Below are 17475 nucleotides of genomic sequence, written 5' to 3'. Positions count from 1 at the left end.
GCGACTTGACGCAACTTCGCATCCACGAGGTCACGCCCATGCACGATCTGTCATGGCCCGGCAGCTACGGCCAAGAGAACGATCCGCCCTGCCCGCCCGAACCCGAGACGCCGCGCCCCCGTCGCAAGTCGGACGCGCTCATGCTCTCCAAGGACGAAGCGCGCCACGTGCGCGTCGCCGTCCGCAAGCTCCGCCGTGCGTTCGGGAGCTTCAACGCGCTCGCCGCGCGGCTGAACATGCCCGCGAACACCGTCCGCCGCATCGCGAACCCGAAGGGCACGCCGCCCACGGGCACGTTCGCGATCCGCCTGGCCGCCATCGCGGGCGTCGCGGTCGAGGTCCTTCTCGGCGGCAAGCTCGTCGTGACGACGCCCGTCATCGGGAGGGCAGCATGAAGCGCTCCCGCGTGAGGGAGCGCGAGCGCATCCGCGCCGCCGTGCAGACGACCGACCCGGCCGCGTTGGCGACCTACGCGAGCCTGCTTCGTCCCGTCGTGGCGAGCCTCCGGGCGCTCGCCGAAGATGCGACGGCCGCACCGTCGAAGCGCGTCCACGCTCGCGCCTACCTGCGCCGGGAGATGCTGCGCGGCATCCGGGAGCTTGAAGCCCGGATCGACGCCGCCGCACCAACGGCCTAATCACCCCTCCCACATCAATCAACTATCCATTCGCATTACCCTCCGGCGGATTACCCGACGGAGGTCGGACGCCATCTGGCAGGCCATAGCTGCGCCTGTATACTTCTATTTCCTGCATCAATACGTTTACATAGCTCTTTGCCAGGGCGTGAAATGGCTCGCTATCTGACGTCTGTCGCTTCATAGCGTAAACCACGACTTGTGCAACCAAGAGCCCCATTCCCAACATGGCCAATGCCACGTCAAACAAGCCTATCGGACCTTTGAAGATGTCCTTCAAAGCAGCCACGATCATGCCAAGCGACCCGCCCGCGCCGATAAGAGAAGTGACGTTATCGGGCTTCTGAAGGGGATTATGCAGCGCTGCTTTAATGATATCCACTTCAGCATCCTTCACTTTCGGTGCTGCTGAAGCCATCGACGACGCTCTGCTGTGGGCCGCTCCGCTGAATGCCTGTTGTAATGCCGGCGGTAGACCAGCATAAGGTTCCGCGGGTCGTTGCTTCAACTCGCTTGACTCGTTCATCGCGACTCCCCGCGGAACGTTCCGGGCTCAAGGATTCCGGCGGCGTACAGTTCCACGTAGCCACAGATCTGGCATATGTATGGTCGCGTGGGCAGAAATAGGCCACCGAGCGCAACATGAGCCGGCGCTCCGGTCTTGTTCGGTGGATTGGCCGCCAAGAGCGCGAACCACTGCGACACATCGGCCGACATGGTGGTGTCTTGACCCGTTGCAATATGCGTGGGATGTTCGCGATTGACGCACACAAGCAACGATTTGCTTCCGATGATGAGAATCGGCATGCGCTGATCGTACTACATGCCACAGGGCGCGTAAAAATTCGCGGCGACGGCCCCGCCTCGCTAGGACAATTAACGTCCGATCGGTGCGCAGATTCTCCACGTTTTCGTGGCGTTTCGTGGTACCTTCTGTTTGTCAACGGCGACGCGGCGAGGGCGCGAAGGGGCGCCCGGGAGACCGTCGCCGTGGCGAGGAAGCCATGGGAGCGTCCTTGGATGGATCGAAGCGCCTGCGTGTCCTCTCGGCGCTCGTGGACGGTAATTCCGAGCGCGCCGCGGCCCGGATTGCGGGCGTCGATCGGGAGACGGTCGGGCGCCTGTCCTTGCAGTTCGGGACCGGCGCCTTGAACCTGCACAACGCGCTCGCGCGGCACCTCGCGGCGTCGCTGATCCAGGTCGACGAGATCTGGTCGTACGTCGGCAAGAAGCAGAAGCGCGTGACGCCCGAGGATCCGCCCTACGTGGGCGAGGCGTACACTTTCGTTGCCATGTCGGCCACGAGCCGCTTCGTCATCGGCTGGCACGTCGGCAAGCGGAACGAGGAGAGCGCGCGGGCGTTCATGGAGGATGTTCGCGCGCGGCTCTGCGTCATGCCGTCGATCGTGTCCGACGGCTTCGCCCCGTACATCGCCGCCGTGGGCGCTTCCTTCGGGCCCGGCGTCGACTACGCGCAGACCGTCAAGAACTACAGCCGCAAGGGGCGCCGCGACGATGACCACCGGTACGAGCCCGCGCGCGAGGCGCACTTCATCACGAAGCGGGCGATCTTCGGCGCTCCCGACCTCGACACGGCGAGCACCGCGTACATGGAGCGCCAGAACGGCACCATGCGCCACCATATTGGTCGTATGCGGCGTCTCTCGTACGCCTTCAGCAAGCGCCCCGAGAATCACCGCGCCGCCGTCTCCCTGGCCTACGTGCATTACAACATGTGCCATATCGTGAGCACGCTCCGCACGACGCCGGGAATGGCCGCGCACGTGACCGATCACCTCTGGGAGATGGAGGAGTTGCTGGACGCGCTCATGACTGCCAAGCCGTGCGACCCGCCGGTCAAGGAAGCGCTGCGGCATCGGGAGCCCGAAGGCCCGGCGCGCGAGTTGCCCGGCGGGCGTGGGTTCCTGCGCCTGGTCGGCGGGGGCAAAGGCGAGCGTCACGCCGGGCATGATGTACGACCTCCCGAGCCCACCGCGCCCGTCCCCGCGATGGTCGCGAGCGCCGGACCCGCAGCCGACGCGAACGGCCAGTACGACCTCTTCTCGTGGCAGCCGAAGCCGCACCCGAAGGGCCAGCTCTCCCTCTTCCCCGACGACGAGCCCCGCTGAAAGTGGCCGGGCGGATGTCCCGCCACTTTCGACACGTGGCCGGATCCAGCCACTACCCGTCGTAGCGCTCTGGGACCGCGTCGTAGCCCTCGGCGCTCTCGTCCACGCCCTCGGCGGCAGCCGTCAGGAAGCTCGCGCCGTCACCGCTGCGCGCGCCTTCGGCAGTGTCACCGTGAACGTCGAGCCCTCCCCCGGGTGACTCGCCAGCGCGATCGTCCCCCCGTGCGCCTCGACGATCTGCCGCACGATGTACAGCCCCAAGCCGAGCCCCCCATAATGCCGCGACGACACCGCGCGCTCGAATCGCTCGAAGATGTGCGGCTGCCGGTCCTCCGGGATCCCGATCCCCCGATCCTCCACGCACAACCACGCCTGCGATTCGTCTCCAGAGGCGCGCACACGCACCGGCTTGCCGGCGCCGTACTTGAGCGCATTGCCGAGCAAATTCGTCACCACCTGCCGCAGACGCGCCCGGTCCCACATCCCACGCACCGGCCGCTCGGCTTCGACGAGCAACGTGCCGCCCATCCGCGCGCTCTCCTCGCGGAGCTCGCCCGCGGCCTCGCGCGTCAATGCCGCGAGATCGACCTCTTCGAGCTCCAGATCCAGGTGCCCTGCCTCCAGGCGCGAGACGTCGAGCAGGCGGTCGATCAAATGGAGCAGGTGCTTGCTCTGTCGATCACTCGTCTCGAGCAGGCGCTCGATCAGCGGCGCCGGCATTCGATCGAGCTTGCCCGCGCGCGCATGCCGCAGCAATGCCTCGATGCCGAGACGCAGCGAGGTGCACGGGGTGCGCAGCTCGTGCGAGGCAATCGAGAGGAACTCGTCGCGCGCACGGATGGCCTCCTGCGACTCCTCGTAGAGCCGCGCATTCGCGAGGGCGAGCGCCGCGTGGTGCCCGAGGTCCTCGGCGAGCGTGAGGTCGGCCGCGCAAGCCGACGGCGAGCCAGGCATACGCGCGAGGGTGATGGCGCCGAGCGTCCGGCCACGCGCGACGAGCGGGACCGCCACGTACGAGGAGAGGCCCAGGGTGCGGACGAGCTCTTCGCAAGAAGGATCCCGCGTGCCGAGGGCCGCGAGGCGCGCCTCGGGCGTGTCGGCGACCGAGGGGCAAAGCAGCGGCTGGCCAAAACGGACGACGTGGGAGACGCCACCCGGAAGGTCGGGCTCGACGCGGATGGAGCCAGGCGCGGCGAGGGCCTCACGCGCAGGGTCGACGTGGGCGAGGGCGCCGAGGTGCACGCCGCCATGGCCGTCCACGGTCCAGACCGCGCACCAGTCGGCGGCGAAGGGGACGCAGAGGTGGGCGAGGCGGGTCGCGGTGTCCTCGTAATCGAGGGTGCCCGAGAGGATCCGCGTGGTCTCGGCGAGGAAGGCCGAGCGGCGCTCGGCGCGCTCGGCGGCGGCGCGGGCGGCTTGCTCCTTTTCGAGCAGCTTGTCGCGCTCCTCTTCGGCGCGACGCCGGTCGGTGATGTCACGCCCGAGCGCGACGAGGCCCTTGCGCCGGCCGTCCGGATAAAAGAGCGGGACCTTGTAGACGTCGTACGTCCGGACCGAGCCGTCGGGCCGGGGCACGGACTCCTCGACGCGGGAGAGCTTGCCCGCGTCCCAGGCGACCCGGTCCGTATCCGGGCAAAAGAGCAATGCCTGGCGATAAAAAGGCGTGAAGGCGGAGAGCTCGGCCTCGCTCTTGCCCTGGTAATCGACGCCCTCGAGCCCGAAGAGCTCGAGCCCCGCGCGATTGACCTCGAGCCAGCGGCCCTCGCCGTCCTTCATGAAAATGGGATCGGGCGAGGCCTCGATGAGCGTGCGCAGCCGCTCGGCGCTCGACATGGCCGGCTCGGGCGGCGCCTCCTCGGGCGGCGAATACCTCTCCTCGGCGCGTGCTCCTCCCGCGGGGGCGTGCTCGTGTCGCGCTTCGCGATCCCTCGGGGCACTTCGCATCATCGCCGCCATGTTCGCGCAGCCTAGCCCCTCGTGTCGGAGACGCAAGGCAGCGATGTCCGCAGGATCGCAGGCGATCAGGCGAGCGCTAGTCGCTCTTCCGCCGATAAAGCGACCACGTGCCGACCCGCTTCACGGGGACAATCGAGGGATCGTCGCGAAAGATGGCGTCCGGCGCCTGCCTGCTGCGAACCAGGAACCAATCGAAGAAGCGGCCATGCTGGAGAGGCCGGAATCGATGGGGCATCCATTCCCATCGCGTGGGGACGGGCGGCGGGACGACGGCGGAGGGATCCCTGGGGCTGCGGTACACGAGCGGGGAGGCGCCGAAGACGGCGAAATGGAAGCTGAGCCAGCCGCCCTTGTCGGCCTGGACGTAGGCCGGCAAATGGATGAAGGGGGTGTTTTTCTTGTTCGTGCCGCCGTGATCGAAGACGAGGTAAAGGAGGCGCGGGGCGCGCGGGATGTCCTGGGTGATCTGGTGGAAGTCGTCGGTCGCCCGGTCGAAATGGCGATAGTTCGTGGCGACGGCGCGCGAGAGGCCGATCGGGGCGAGCACGAGCGCGAGGACGAGCGGGGCGCGGAGCAGGGGCGCGCGCGGGAGATCGGGCATGGCGCCGAGCGCGAGGAAGGCGAGCGCGATGGCCTCGCGCGGGTAGACGTACCACCAGACGCCCGCCGCCATCGGGAGCATCAAGAAGCCGAGGAGGAACGCGCCCGCGCAGCCGAGCGCGAGGACATGGCTGCCCACGGCGAAGCGCCACGCGCGCCGGTCCCACGCGGCCGCGCGGCGCGAGGCGAGGAAGGTGACGAGGCTGGCGAGCGCGACGAGGAGGAGCGTGGTCCAGCTCGTGCGGATCGCGGCGGCCTCGACCGGGTCGTTGAAGCCTCCCTCGAGGACGAGCGGGCGGAGCTCGGCGAGGCGCGAGAGGTCGAAGCGCGAGAGGTCGATGGGCCCGCCGATGGCCGCGGGCCGGACGCGTATCCACGCGGCGAAGAGGGCGAGCGGCAGGGCGAGGGGCGCGAGGATCGGCCGGAAGCGCTTCGTCGCGGGGTACATCACGACGGCCGCGGCGACGACACCCGCGACGGCGAACGGGAAGCGGAAGACGTGGGTGAAGAAGAGCAGGACGAGGACGGCGGAGAGCGTGATCTGGCGGCGCCGCGAGGGCGCGTCGAGCAGGAGGAGGGTCACGCCGACGGCCATCGCGAAGAGGCCAAGCGCGCCGACGAAGTTGAGGAAGCCCCAGTGCGTGAGGTGGCTCCAGGCGAGGGGCAAGGCGGCGAGGCCGAGGAGCGGGCTCTTCTTCATGCCGTGAAAGAGGACCGCGAGGCCCGCGGGCAGGAGCGCGAGCATGGCCACGGCCGCGATCTTCACGGCGACGTGGGCGGGCACGAGGAACATGAAGAGCGCGCCGATCACGTACGAGGACATGTACGGGACGGCGAGCGGGTGGAGCTCGAACTGGTCGCGCAGGTGGAAGCTCGGATCGAAGAAGTGCCGGATCGCGCCGGTCTGGGCGGCGTGGAAGGGCAGGTCCGTCATCGGCGCGTATCGCGCGGCCGTGAACGGGTAGGTGATGACGTAGAGGGACGCGGCGAGCGCGACGAGCGCGAGGGCCGAGCCGAGGGGGTTTTTCTGCACGGCGGCCGAGAGCCGCTGTCCGAGACGCACGGGGCGCGCAAGTTACCACGCCCGGGGCGGATGCCATCCGCTACCCTTCCGCGCGCATGACCCCCTGGCCCTCGCTCTGCTTGCCCCAAGGCTCGGACGGCTTGCCCGTGGCGAGCGCGCGGGAGGCGCGGATCGCGCGGGTCGTCGTGGGCGTGGCGACGGCGTGGTTTTTCCTCGTGGCCGCGTGGGAGATGTTCGGGCCGGTGCTGAACGGGCACTTCGCCTCGACGGCGAGCATGGGGATCATCGCCGAGAACATGCTGCGCTGGGGGATCCCGGGCCCGGTCTGGGAGTACACGCACACGCGCCCCGGGCCGGAAGCATTTTACTGCCACCACCCGTGGGGGATCTTCTGGGTGACGGCGCTCTTCATGAAGGTCGTGGGCCGGCACGACGTGGTCTGCCGCCTGCCCGCGATCCTGCTCTCGACCGCGACGGTGCCGCTGCTCTACGCGCTCGGCCGCTCGATCTGGCGGCCCGCGGCGGGCGCGGCGGCGGCGGCGGGCTTCGTGGTCCTGCCGATCACGCTGGCGTTCGCGAACTTCAACGCGCTCGAGGTGCCGCTCGTCTTCTGGTCCTTGCTCGCGCTCTTCGGCTGGGTGCGGCTCGTGCAGACGCGGCGGCGGCGTTTCCTCGTCGTGAGCGCGCTCGGGCTGTTCATGGCGCTACACGCGGACTGGCCGGCGTTCGTGCTCGCGGGGCAGTGGCTCGGCTTCGGGCTCTTGCGCGGCTACCTCGGCGGGCGCCGCTTCTTCGGGCCGCTCGACGAGCGCAGGTACGCCGAGACGTGGATCACGTGGGCCGTGCTCTCGGTGCTCACGGCCGTCGTGTACCTCGTGATCTTCCAGAAGGCCGGCAAGCTCGGGGATCTGCTCGCGGTGTACGGATCACGCTCGTCGGGCAACGCGGTGCCGCTCTCGGCGGTGCTCGCGAGCCGGCGGTACTGGATCGAGCTCTCGTTCACGCCGATCGCGATCCTGCTCGGGAAGGTCGCGGCCGTCGTGTGCGTGGCGCGGCTCTTCGTGACGCGCGCCGAGGTCGAGATCGCGCCGCTCTTCGTGCTGGGGATGGCGACGTTCCAGTACGTCGTGTTCAAGCAAGGCGCCGACATCCACGTCTTCTGGCCGCAGCCGTTCGGCGCGTTTTTCGCGCTCGGGATGGGCGCGCTCGTGGCGACGCTCGCGCCGGGGATCGAGCTCGCCTGGGCGCGACGGCGCCACGCGAGGGGTCAGCCCGCGGGGGGCGTGGTCGCGCTGGGGATCCTGCTCGTGCCGCTGCTGTTCGTGCTGCGCGACGGCGCGCCCGCGGCCTTGTACGCGCGTCAGACGGGCGGGCGGTTCAACGAGAAGGGCGTGCTCATCGACTCGGACGGCGACAAGACGGCGTTTTTGCGCTGGCTCTCGGGGCGCATCCCGCCGGACGCCGAGGTGCACCTGCACGAGAGCATGCACGCGACGTGGGCGCAGGTCTGGTCGCTCGGCGGGCGCGTGGTGAAGCCGAACCAAGCCGCGCCGACCGGGCCACTCGCGGGGCGTCACAGCGTGTACGTGCTCGACGTCCGGTTCGCGCCGGAGGCGCAGCTCGCGGCCGTGGCGAGGCGGTTCCACGTGACGGCGGTGGGCCCGTTCTGGGTCTTCGCGCCGCGCGAGGCGCACGCGCCGATCGACGCGTACGTGTTCGAGGAGCGCGAGCCTTCCGCGCTCGAATGGATGTTCGTGAGCGCGACGGAGCCCGCGCGCACGATCGTGCCCGACGCGTACGCGACGTGGGAGCAGCGGGCGCACTGGGATCAGCCGGCGACGCCACCCACGGAGCCGCCGCGCACGCCGGAGCAGCGGCGGATCGCGCACAACGTGGCCGTGCATCAGGGGGACCTGGGCCGGGCGGAGGTGCTCTTTTCGGAGATCACGCGCGAGCTCCGGCCTATCGGCGCGACGTACGAGGACGGGCCGGAGATCGTGGGTTCGTGGCTTCAGCCGGGCGTGCGCCCGCGGCTGCACCTGTTCGTGCGGGCCTCGGGGCCACTCGCGGCGGGGACGTCGCTCAGCGTGCGATCGAAGGTCCTCGCGCGCGCGACGCTCTCCACGACGATGCCGGATCCGACGACGCGGGAGGTGGCGATGCCGCTCGACGTGCCGGCGACGCGGATGCGGAAGGGGTTTCTTTACGTGGATCCGGTGACGATCGTGAAGCGGCCGGGCGTGGAGGTCTTCCACGCGGCGCTCGTGGCGCGGGGGAAGGTGATGAAGCTCGCGCAGCCGGTCGGGTCGAATGGGATCGAGGTGCTCCGGCTTCCGTAGGTGTTCGACGCAGCCCCAGGCATTGCCGCGGCGGCATCCTCGTGTTTCCGTCGTGAGGTCATGATCTCGTCGTGGGACGACCTCCGTCACCTCGAAGCCCTGGAGCGGCTCGGCTCCGCGGGCGCGGCGGGGCGCGAGCTCGGCGTGGCGGCGTCGACGGTCTACAGGCGCATCGCGGCGCTCGAGCAGTCCGTCGGCTTCACCTGCCTCGTGCGAGGCAAGGGCGTCACGCCCGCCGGACGTGAGCTGGCCGAGCTCGCCCGATGCACGGGCACGTCGCTGCGGGGCATCGCGCAACGAGCCAAGGAGCAACGCGAGGAGGCGCGTGGCTCCGTCACGCTCACGACCGTCGACGGCTTCGCGCCGCTCTTGATGGCCCCCCTCGCGGAGCTCTCGGCCTCGTACCCGTCGCTCCGCGTGCACGTGCACATCTCGGACGCGGGGCTCAGCCTGCGAAAGAACCAGGCCGAGCTCGGGCTCTCGCTCGTGCAGACGCCGCCTTCGACGCTGATCGGCCGCAAGCTCTTCCCCATCCGGTTCGGCGTGTACGGGACGGCCACGCACGTGGACGCGCCCGAGCGCGCGCGGTGGGTGGTGCTCGGGCCGCCGCTCGAGGGCTCGTGGCTCGGCCGCTGGGAGAACCAGCACGTGCCGAGCGGCAAGATCGCGGCGGCGACGGCGTCGCGGCGGCTCTTCGTGGACCTGGTCGCGGCGGGCGTCGGCATCGGCCTCGTGCCCGCGCCGCTCGCCGAGCTGCGCTCGGAGCTCGTCGAGCTGACCTCGTACAGGCCCCTCACGGCGGGGCTCGAGCGGCCCGCCTGGCTCCTGTTCCCGCCCGAGTTACGCCAGGACGTGCGCGTCTCGACCGTGGCGAAGGTCGTGGCCAAGCACCTCACGCGCTCGACGGCGGCGACGTCGCGTTAGCGCTCGCAGCGCCGCGATCGAGGTTCGCAATTCTGCGAGCGTGGTCCGGTCGAGGCGAGCCGTAGAGATCCGGGCATGAACCATCGAGCTTCCCCTTCGAAAGGCCTCGCCACGACGCTCGATCCGAAGCGCCTCGTGGTCGCGCTCCTCTTCACGTTCGCCGTCGCCGGGTGCAACCGCGAGGGCGTGTGCATCGAGGATGACGCCTGCAAGCCCAAGACGAAGCAGTCGGACTGCAAAGGGACGTGGCACGCCTACAACCCCGGCGATGGGGACCTCGGAATGGCGAACGGGACCAATACATGCGTCTCCAAGGGGTATTCGGAGAGCTTCGGCAGCGGCTTCCGCAAGAGGCGTGACCGCCGCTGAGCCGATCAGCGCGGGAGCAGGACGCGCGCGCCGATGCTCCAGCAGGCCGCGGTATAGCGCACTTCGTCTCCGTGCACGTAAGGGTCGAAAGCGGCGCGGACCGTCTCGACGACCTGCGCGCGCGTCCGCTCGTCCACCTTTTGAAGGATGAGCCCGAGGGGGCCGAGCCGGGTCATGTAACGATCGAGCTCCCTCTCGGGCAGGGTGCAGGTGATATCGATCGGCCGGATATCGATCTCGGCCCAGCCGCTCTCCTCCAGGATGGCCTGGACCCGGCTCCGATCCGCGAAGGCGAACTGTCCGGGCGCATCCGGCCGGCGGACGGGCATGTTCGGAAGGAGCGGCGCCGCGGCGCGCTCGGCCGTCGTCATGAACGGGTTCTCCGCGGCGCTGCGCCAGGCGACGAACCGGAGCGCGGCGCCGTCCCTCGCGGCGCGCCGCAGGTTCGTGAAGGCCTCGACGGGGTCGGCGAAGAACATGACGCCGAAGCGCGAGAGGATCACGTCGAAGCTCGCAGGCTCGAACGTGTGGGTCTGCGCGTCGGCGCGGAGGAAGGTGACCGGCGAGCCTTCACGTTCGGCGCGAGCGCGGGCGGCTTCGAGCATCGGCTCCGAGAGGTCGACGCCGACTCCGCGGCCCTTCGCGCCGAGCCGCCGCGCGACGGCCAGCGTCGTGCTGCCCGTGCCGCAACCGACGTCGAGCACGTGGCCTCCGGGGCCGGCGGCGGCCGCTTCGACGAGCAGGTCTTCGAACGGCCTGAACATCTCGTCGAGCAGCGCCTGCGCCTCGACCCAGGCGTGCCCGGCGGGGCCATTCCAGAGCGTCGTTTGTTCATCGTTGGTAGGTCGTGCCATGTTCATGTGTATCTCCTCCCTTGTCTTCGAGAAGCGGAGGCTGCACCATGCCCGTTCAAGTCGACTCGAGGTCAAGGGTGAAAGCGCTGGACATAGCCGAGGTGGCGAAGCGGTCCGGCGTCCCTGCCTCGACGCTGCGGTTCTACGAGGAAAAGGGGCTGATCCGCTCCATTGGCAGGCGGGGGCTGCGCCGCCTGTTCGATCCCGGCGTGCTCGAGCGGCTGGCGCTGATCGCCCTGGGGCGCGCCGCCGGCTTTTCGCTCGACGAGATCACGCGCATGTTCTCGCCGGACGGGCGCCCGCGTATCGACCGGCAGATGCTCGTGGCCAAGGCGGATGAGCTCGACGGGACGATCCGCAAGCTCCGCGCCATACGCGACGGCCTGCGGCACGCCGCGGCCTGCTCCGCGCCGAGCCACATGGAATGCCCCACCTTCCGCCGCCTCGTGCGGGCCGCCGCGTCCGGAGCCGTGGGAGCACGAAGGAAGAAGGCTCCGCAGCCACCGAGGCGCTAGTTGTGGTAGATCCGGGAGCCGTGTCGAGCCGGGGCCGCGCCGCAGGGCAAGGAGAGAGCGATCGGAGCACGCCCTCCGCGACCCTGACCCACGGCGACGGCCTCGGCGCCACGAGAGGCGCCGTCCGCCGCTTCCGCCTCACCGTCGTCGAGGGCCCCGCGCGCGGCGTCACCTGGCAGTCCACGGGCGATCGTTGCTCGATCGGGTCCCACCACCGCAACGACCTCATCCTCGACGACCCCACCGTCTCGCGTTTCCACTGCGAGATCCTCGTCGACGAGAGCAACGTCCGGGTCCGCGATCTCAAGAGCCGTAACGGCACCCTGCTCGACGGCGTCGCCATCCTCGAGGCCTTCCTTCGTGTCGGCAGCCTCCTCCGGCTCGGCAAGACCGTGATCCGCTTCGATCTCGCCGCCGAGACGAACCACCTCCCGCTCGCCGAGGAGACACGCTTCGGCTCGCTCACGGGCGTCTCGCCCGTCATGCGCGCCACCTTCGTGATGCTCGCCCGCGCGGCCGAGAGCGACGTGACGGTCCTGCTCGAGGGGGAGACGGGCACCGGCAAGAGCCAGGCGGCGCACTCGATTCACAAGAAGAGCACGCGCGGCGAGGGGCCGTTCGTGATCGTCGACTGCGGCGCGATCCACGGCAACCTGCTCGAGAGTGAGCTCTTCGGCCACGAAAGAGGCGCGTTCACCGGCGCGACCGAGCGGCGCGTCGGCGCGTTCGAGGAGGCCTCGGGCGGGACTTTGTTCCTCGACGAGGTCGGCGAGCTGCCCGTCGACCTTCAGCCGAAGCTGCTCCGCGCGCTCGAGGCGCGTGAGGTCCGCCGCGTCGGATCGAATGGCTACAAGCCCGTCGACGTGCGCGTGATCGCCGCGACGAACCGGGATCTCCGGACGGACGTCAACTCCGGGCGTTTTCGCGCCGATCTTTATTTTCGCCTCGCGGTCGTCACGATTGGAATGCCGCCGCTGCGGAGGCGCCCCGAGGACATCCCCGCGCTCGCCGAGGAGATCCTCGCGTCGCTGCGCGCGCCACGCGAGGCGGCCGAGCAGCTCCGCACGCCGGAGTTTTTCGCGCAGCTCCGCCATGGCGCCTGGCCCGGCAACGTGCGCGAGCTCCGGAATTACGTCGAGCGGTGCCTGATCCTGCGCACGATCGAGCCGACGTTCGAGGCCTCGGGGGCGGCGGAGGAGGGGTTCTCCGTGGATCCGACGGCGCCGTACGCGTCGGAGCGGGAGCGCGCGATCGCCGATTTCGAGCGCCGGTATTTCAAGGCGCTCCTGCGCCTGCACGACGGCAAGGTGGCGCGGGCCGCGGGCGCGGCGGGGATGGATCGCGCGTATCTTTATCGGCTCCTGCGTCGCCACGGTATCGAGCCCTAGGGGCGGAGTCGCGTCCATGGAGCGCCATCCGGAGAGCCAGCGAGACCCTTCGGGGGAGGCTTCGGTCAGGGAGATCGAGCCCGATCCCGCGTTCGCTCGGACCACGCGGGTCGTGGCCACGCCAAACCCGGAGTCGCCGGCGCGCTCCACGGTGTCGGTGTCCGCGTCGGCGTCGCCGCTCGCGTTCGGCGCGCCCGCGCGGCCGGCGGAGTCGCTCCCCCTCGAGCCCGGCCGCGTGATCAAGCATTACGAGATCATCCGCGAGCTCGGTCAGGGAGGAATGGGGCGCGTCTTTCTGGCGCGTGACACGAGGCTCGCGCGGCTCTGCGCGATCAAGCTGCTCGTCGGGTACACGGGCAAACGCGCCGGGCGCTTCCTGGCCGAGGCGCGGGCCACGGCGCGCTGCAAGCACGAGAGCATCGTGGTCGTCTACGAGGTCGACGAGCTCGAGGGGTACCCCTACATGGTGCTCGAATACCTCGAGGGGCGCACGCTCCGGGCCTGGATGACCGAGCGCGAGCGGCCCGCGGGCGTCTCGCCGAGCGTGGCGGCGGAGATCATGATCCCCGTCGCGCGGGCGCTCGTCTGCGCGCATGAAATGGGCATCGTGCACCGCGATCTCAAGCCGGAGAACATCCTCCTGACCGAGAGCGGGCAAGTGAAGGTGCTCGATTTCGGCATCGCCAAGCGATTCACGCTCGATGACACGGGCACGATGACGCTCGCGGCGCCACGAAAGGACGACGACGTCACGACGACCGAGGACGGGACGGTGGTCGGCACGCCGCCATACATGTCGCCCGAGCAATGGCTGGGGCTCGACGTCGATCCACAATGCGACCTCTGGGCCGCCGGGATCATCCTGCACGAGCTCGTCACGGGGGCGCACCCGCTCGCGCCCGTGAGCATGGCGCGGCTCGTCGGCGTCCAGGTGCTCGAGATCCCCATGCCGAGCGCGCTGGAGACGCGGCCGGATCTCGGGGCGATGGGCGCCCTCGTCGATCGATGCCTCAAGAAACACAAGGCCGAGCGGATCGGCTCGGCGCGGGAGCTCTGCGCCGCGCTCGAGTCGCTCTCGACCGGCCCGCGCGCGGCGGCGATCTCCGAGGACGATAACCCCTTCGCCGGCCTCTCGGCATTTCAGGAGTCGGACGCGGCGCGGTTCTTCGGGCGGGATCGGGACATCGCCGGCGTGCTCGGGCGGCTGCGCAACCAGCAGCTCGTGGTCGTGACCGGGCCCTCGGGCGCGGGCAAATCGTCGTTCGTCCGCGCGGGGATCTTGCCGGCCTTGAAGCGCTCGGGGGGGCACTGGGAGGCCTTCATCCTGCGGCCGGGGCGCAAGCCGCTCGCCGCGCTCGCCGACCTGCTCGCCCAGGTCTCCGAGTCACCCGAGGGCGCCGGGTCCGGGGCGAGTGTTCCCCCCGCCTCCGAGACCGACGATCTCGCGGCGACGCTGCGCAGCCGGCCCGGATACCTCGGCGCGCGCCTCCGCGCGTGGTGCCGTCGCGCGGGGCCGGACCACCACATCCTCCTGTTCGTCGATCAATTCGAGGAGCTTTATACCCTCGGCGCGAGCCCGGACGAGTGGAAGTCCTTCCTCGCCTGCCTCGAGGGCGTGGCCGACGACGCGTCCTCGCCGCTGCGCGTGGTGCTCGCCATGCGCTCGGATTTCCTGGATCGGCTCGTCGACAATCGCCATTTCATCACCGAGGTGACGCGCGGGCTCGTCTTCTTGCCGCCCCTCGGCCGCGAGGGGCTACGCGCCGCCTTGACGAAGCCCATCGAGGCGGCGGGATATCGATTCGAGGGGGACGAGCTCGTCGAGCAGATGCTCGATACCCTGGAGAACACGCGCAGCGCCTTGCCGCTCCTGCAATTCACGGCGACCAAGCTGTGGGAGGCGCGGGATCGCGAGCACAAGCTCCTCTCCCGGGAGAGTTATCGCGCGCTCGGCGGCGTCGCGGGGGCGCTCTCCACGCACGCGGACGCCGTGCTCGCGACGCTCTCGGGGCCGGAGCAGGCGCTCGCCCGGTCGATTCTGCTGAGGCTCGTGACGCCGGAGCGCACGCGCGCCCTCGTGAGCCTCTCGGAGCTGCGCGAGCTCGCCGAGGGCGGCGACGCGACGGAGCAGGTGGTGCAGCACCTCGCCGCCGCGCGGCTGCTCGTCATCGAGACGGACGGCGACAAGGAGGGCAAGGTGGTGGAGATCGTCCACGAGTCGCTCGTCGAGCGGTGGGCGAAGCTCCGGCACTGGCTCGACGAGAACGAAAAGGACGCGCAGTTCCTCGCCCGGCTGCGCGCCGCGGCCCAGCAATGGGACACGAGCGGGGAGTCCGAGGGGCTCGTATGGCGGGATCGCGCCGCCGAGGAGGCGCGGCAATGGCTCTCGCGCCGGAGAGCCGCGCAGGCGGCGGGCGCGCCTTTCCGGCTCGGGCGGCGCGAGGAGCGGTATCTGCTCGCCGTCGTGGCGCTGTCCGACCGCGAGCGGAGCCTGCGCCGCCGCGTGGCCATGGGGGTCATCGTGATGCTCGGCGCCATCACGGTGGTCGTGTCGTACCTGGCTTTGCGCGCCGGGGAGCACGCGCGGCGCGCCGATCAGCAGGCCTCCCACGCGGACGAGGAGGCGGCGCGCGCCCAGGCCGAGGCGAGGCAGGCGCGGAACGCGACGCGGATGGCCGCGGCGCGCGAGCTCTCGGGGGATCCGACGACCGTGCTCTCGCTCCTGCGCGAGGTGGAGGCGCCCGAGGTCCCGCGTGGTTTTGCGGAGCTCGCGCGCTGGGCATTCCAGAGCGGACCGGCCCTCGTGGTGCTCACGCATCCGGCCCTGGTGACGTCGGCGGCCTACAGCCCCGATGGTAGACGAATCGCCACTGCATCGGAGGACGGGATCGTCCGGGTATGGAACGCCGACGGCCGGGGCGAGCCTCTGCTCTTGCCCGGACAGGAGACCGTGCAATCGGTGGCGTGGAGCCCCGACGGCCGCCGGATCGCCGGCGCGTTGTGGGACAGGACGGTGCGTATCTGGAATGCCGACGGGGAGGGAGGCGCGCTCGTCCTCACGGGCCACGAGGACGCGGTCCGGGCCGTCGCGTGGAGCCCCGACGGCGCGCGAATCGTCTCCGCCTCGCGGGACGGGACGGCGCGTATCTGGCGGAGCGACGGCGCGGGCGAAAGCGTGATCCTCCGCGGGCACGAGCAGGGGCTCCGATCCGCGGCCTTCAGCCCCGACGGCGCCCGCGTCGTGACGGCCTCCGAGGACAAGACGGCGCGGGTATGGAATGCCGACGGCACGGGCGCGCCCTTGGTCTTTCGTGGTCACCTCGCGCCCGTCAATTCGGCGATGTTCCGGCCCGACGGAGAGCACATCGTCACGGCCTCGTGGGACAAGACGGTGCGCCTGTGGAGGGCGGACGGCTCGGGGGAGAGCGAGATCCTCACGGGTTACAAGGACGGGGTGTATTCGCTCGCGTTCATCTCCGAGGGCGGGCGGATCCTCACGACGAACCAGGGGGACGGGACGCGCCTCTTCACCGCGGAGAGCTCGGGAGATCCGCTGGTGTTTCGTGGCCACGAGGACGCCATTCAGAGGGCGTCGTACAGCCCGGATGGGAAGTTCGTCGTCACCGTCTCCTCGGACAAGACGGCGCGGGTCTGGAGCACGGGCGGCACGGGCAGGCCCTTGCTGCTCAAAGGGCACCAGCGAATGGTCTACCGGGCGTCCTTCAGCCCCGATGGCCGGCAGGTCGTCACGGCCGCATGGGACAACACGGCCCGGGTCTGGGACGTGGAGGGCGGGGGCAAACCCGTGGTGCTGCGCGGCCACGAGAATGTCGTCAACTGGGCGGAGTGGAGCCCCGACGGCCGGTCCATCGTCACGGCCTCCGAGGACAGGACGGCGCGGGTATGGAATGCCGACGGGCGCGGCGAGCCGCTCGTCCTTCGTGGCCACCTCGCCACCGTCAAATCGGCCTCGTGGAGCCCCGACGGAAAGCAGATCGTCACGGCCTCCGAGGACAAGACGGCGCGGGTATGGAATGCCGACGGGAGCGGCGAGCCGCTCGTCCTCGAGGGCCATCAAGCCGCGGTCAATGCGGCCTCGTGGAGCCCCGACGGGAGGCGGATCGTCACGGCGTCCCGCGACAAGGTGGTCCGGATCTGGAATGCCGACGGGAGCGGCGAGCCCCGGCTCTTGCTCGATCACCAGGGCAACGTCCGGAGCGCGGTCTTCAGCCCCGACGGCAAGCAAATCGTCACGGCGTCGCACGACCGGACGGCGCGGGTCTGGAGCGCCGACGGGAGCGGCGATCCGGTCGTGCTCGTGGGGCACCAGCATTGGGTCAATTCGGCGGAGTGGAGCCCGGACGGCAAGCGAATCGTCACGGCGTCCCAGGACAAGACCGTGCGGATATGGAACGCGGACGGGAGCGGCGAGCCCCTCGTGCTGCGCGGCTCCGATTTCGTGCTCAATTCGGCGGTCTACAGCCCCGACGGCGAGCGGATCGTGACGGCGTCGGACGACAAGGCCGCGTGGGTCTGGACCGACCTCGAGCCGCTCACCGGCGCGGAGGATCCGAAGTTGTGGTCGGCGACGACCTATTGTATGCCCGTCGAGCGCCGGATCGCCCTCCTGAACGTCCCCGAAGCCGCCGCGCGGGCGGCGCACGAGGCCTGCGTGCGCCGCGTCGAGGCGACGACCGCGGCCCGGGTCGACGCCGCCCAGCGATGACGACGCTTCCGCGC

Annotated in this window: 14 protein-coding genes; 9 read left to right on the top strand and 5 right to left on the bottom strand. The window is 70.2% G+C overall.

The window, feature by feature from the left end:
• The first annotated feature begins 5 nt into the window (after nt 1–5).
• Together GF068_RS35185 and GF068_RS35180 are read left to right on the top strand one after the other, a co-directional pair.
• The gene (locus GF068_RS35185) at nt 6–395 is read left to right on the top strand and encodes a hypothetical protein (RefSeq protein ID WP_170319863.1); all 390 of its coding nucleotides are present in this window, start codon (nt 6–8) and stop codon (nt 393–395) included.
• On the top strand, nt 392–637 hold the full coding sequence (locus GF068_RS35180) for a hypothetical protein (RefSeq protein WP_153823910.1): 246 nt from the start codon (nt 392–394) through the stop codon (nt 635–637). The genes GF068_RS35185 and GF068_RS35180 overlap by 4 nt, the downstream gene beginning before the upstream one ends.
• Nucleotides 638–659: 22 nt before the next feature.
• Here GF068_RS35180 and GF068_RS35175 read toward each other — a convergent pair whose 3' ends face one another.
• Together GF068_RS35175 and GF068_RS35170 are read right to left on the bottom strand one after the other, a co-directional pair.
• A complete protein-coding gene (locus GF068_RS35175; protein ID WP_153823909.1) occupies nt 660–1163 on the bottom strand; it encodes a hypothetical protein in 504 nt (167 codons plus the stop codon).
• On the bottom strand, nt 1160–1444 hold the full coding sequence (locus GF068_RS35170; RefSeq protein WP_153823908.1) for a hypothetical protein: 285 nt from the start codon (nt 1442–1444) through the stop codon (nt 1160–1162). Before GF068_RS35170 ends, GF068_RS35175 begins: the two co-directional genes overlap by 4 nt.
• A gap of 197 nt (nt 1445–1641) precedes the next feature.
• Between GF068_RS35170 and GF068_RS35165 the strand changes: the two genes are divergently transcribed.
• Nucleotides 1642–2766 (top strand): transposase, encoded by a 1125-nt coding sequence (locus tag GF068_RS35165; protein ID WP_153823907.1) that lies wholly within the window; start codon nt 1642–1644, stop codon nt 2764–2766.
• Nucleotides 2767–2889: 123 nt separating this feature from the next.
• Here the strand turns inward: GF068_RS35165 and GF068_RS35160 are convergent, their stop codons facing one another.
• Together GF068_RS35160 and GF068_RS35155 are read right to left on the bottom strand one after the other, a co-directional pair.
• Nucleotides 2890–4713, bottom strand: a complete 1824-nt coding sequence (locus GF068_RS35160; protein ID WP_170319862.1) for a sensor histidine kinase — start codon at nt 4711–4713, stop codon at nt 2890–2892.
• Nucleotides 4714–4798: 85 nt separating this feature from the next.
• Nucleotides 4799–6385, bottom strand: a complete 1587-nt coding sequence (locus GF068_RS35155; RefSeq protein ID WP_153823905.1) for a hypothetical protein — start codon at nt 6383–6385, stop codon at nt 4799–4801.
• Between the two features lie 56 nt (nt 6386–6441).
• Between GF068_RS35155 and GF068_RS35150 the strand changes: the two genes are divergently transcribed.
• From GF068_RS35150 to GF068_RS35140, 3 genes are all read left to right on the top strand, one after another.
• Nucleotides 6442–8685, top strand: coding sequence for an ArnT family glycosyltransferase (locus tag GF068_RS35150; protein ID WP_153823904.1), 2244 nt, complete (start codon nt 6442–6444; stop codon nt 8683–8685).
• A gap of 60 nt (nt 8686–8745) precedes the next feature.
• Nucleotides 8746–9609 (top strand): LysR family transcriptional regulator, encoded by an 864-nt coding sequence (locus GF068_RS35145; protein WP_153823903.1) that lies wholly within the window; start codon nt 8746–8748, stop codon nt 9607–9609.
• A 75-nt stretch (nt 9610–9684) separates the two neighbouring features.
• The gene (locus GF068_RS35140) at nt 9685–9978 is read left to right on the top strand and encodes a hypothetical protein (RefSeq protein ID WP_153823902.1); all 294 of its coding nucleotides are present in this window, start codon (nt 9685–9687) and stop codon (nt 9976–9978) included.
• Nucleotides 9979–9983: 5 nt separating this feature from the next.
• Here GF068_RS35140 and GF068_RS35135 read toward each other — a convergent pair whose 3' ends face one another.
• The gene (locus GF068_RS35135) at nt 9984–10838 is read right to left on the bottom strand and encodes a class I SAM-dependent methyltransferase (RefSeq protein WP_153823901.1); all 855 of its coding nucleotides are present in this window, start codon (nt 10836–10838) and stop codon (nt 9984–9986) included.
• A gap of 71 nt (nt 10839–10909) precedes the next feature.
• Here GF068_RS35135 and GF068_RS35130 point away from each other — a divergent pair, with 71 nt between their 5' ends.
• The 3 genes from GF068_RS35130 (at nt 10910) to GF068_RS35120 (ending at nt 17461) form a co-directional block, all read left to right on the top strand.
• Entirely contained in the window at nt 10910–11347 is a 438-nt protein-coding gene (locus GF068_RS35130; protein WP_420814141.1) for a helix-turn-helix domain-containing protein, read from the top strand.
• A gap of 83 nt (nt 11348–11430) precedes the next feature.
• Nucleotides 11431–12735 carry a sigma 54-interacting transcriptional regulator gene (locus tag GF068_RS35125; protein ID WP_240807902.1) on the top strand — a complete coding sequence of 435 codons (1305 nt, stop codon included), beginning with the start codon at nt 11431–11433 and terminating at the stop codon, nt 12733–12735.
• A 16-nt stretch (nt 12736–12751) separates the two neighbouring features.
• Entirely contained in the window at nt 12752–17461 is a 4710-nt protein-coding gene (locus GF068_RS35120) for an nSTAND1 domain-containing NTPase (protein ID WP_153823898.1), read from the top strand.
• Nucleotides 17462–17475: the final 14 nt, after the last annotated feature.

This window comes from Polyangium spumosum (genome assembly GCF_009649845.1).
GTDB lineage: Bacteria > Myxococcota_A > Polyangia > Polyangiales > Polyangiaceae > Polyangium > Polyangium spumosum.
This window is presented reverse-complemented; position numbering and strand designations above follow the sequence as displayed.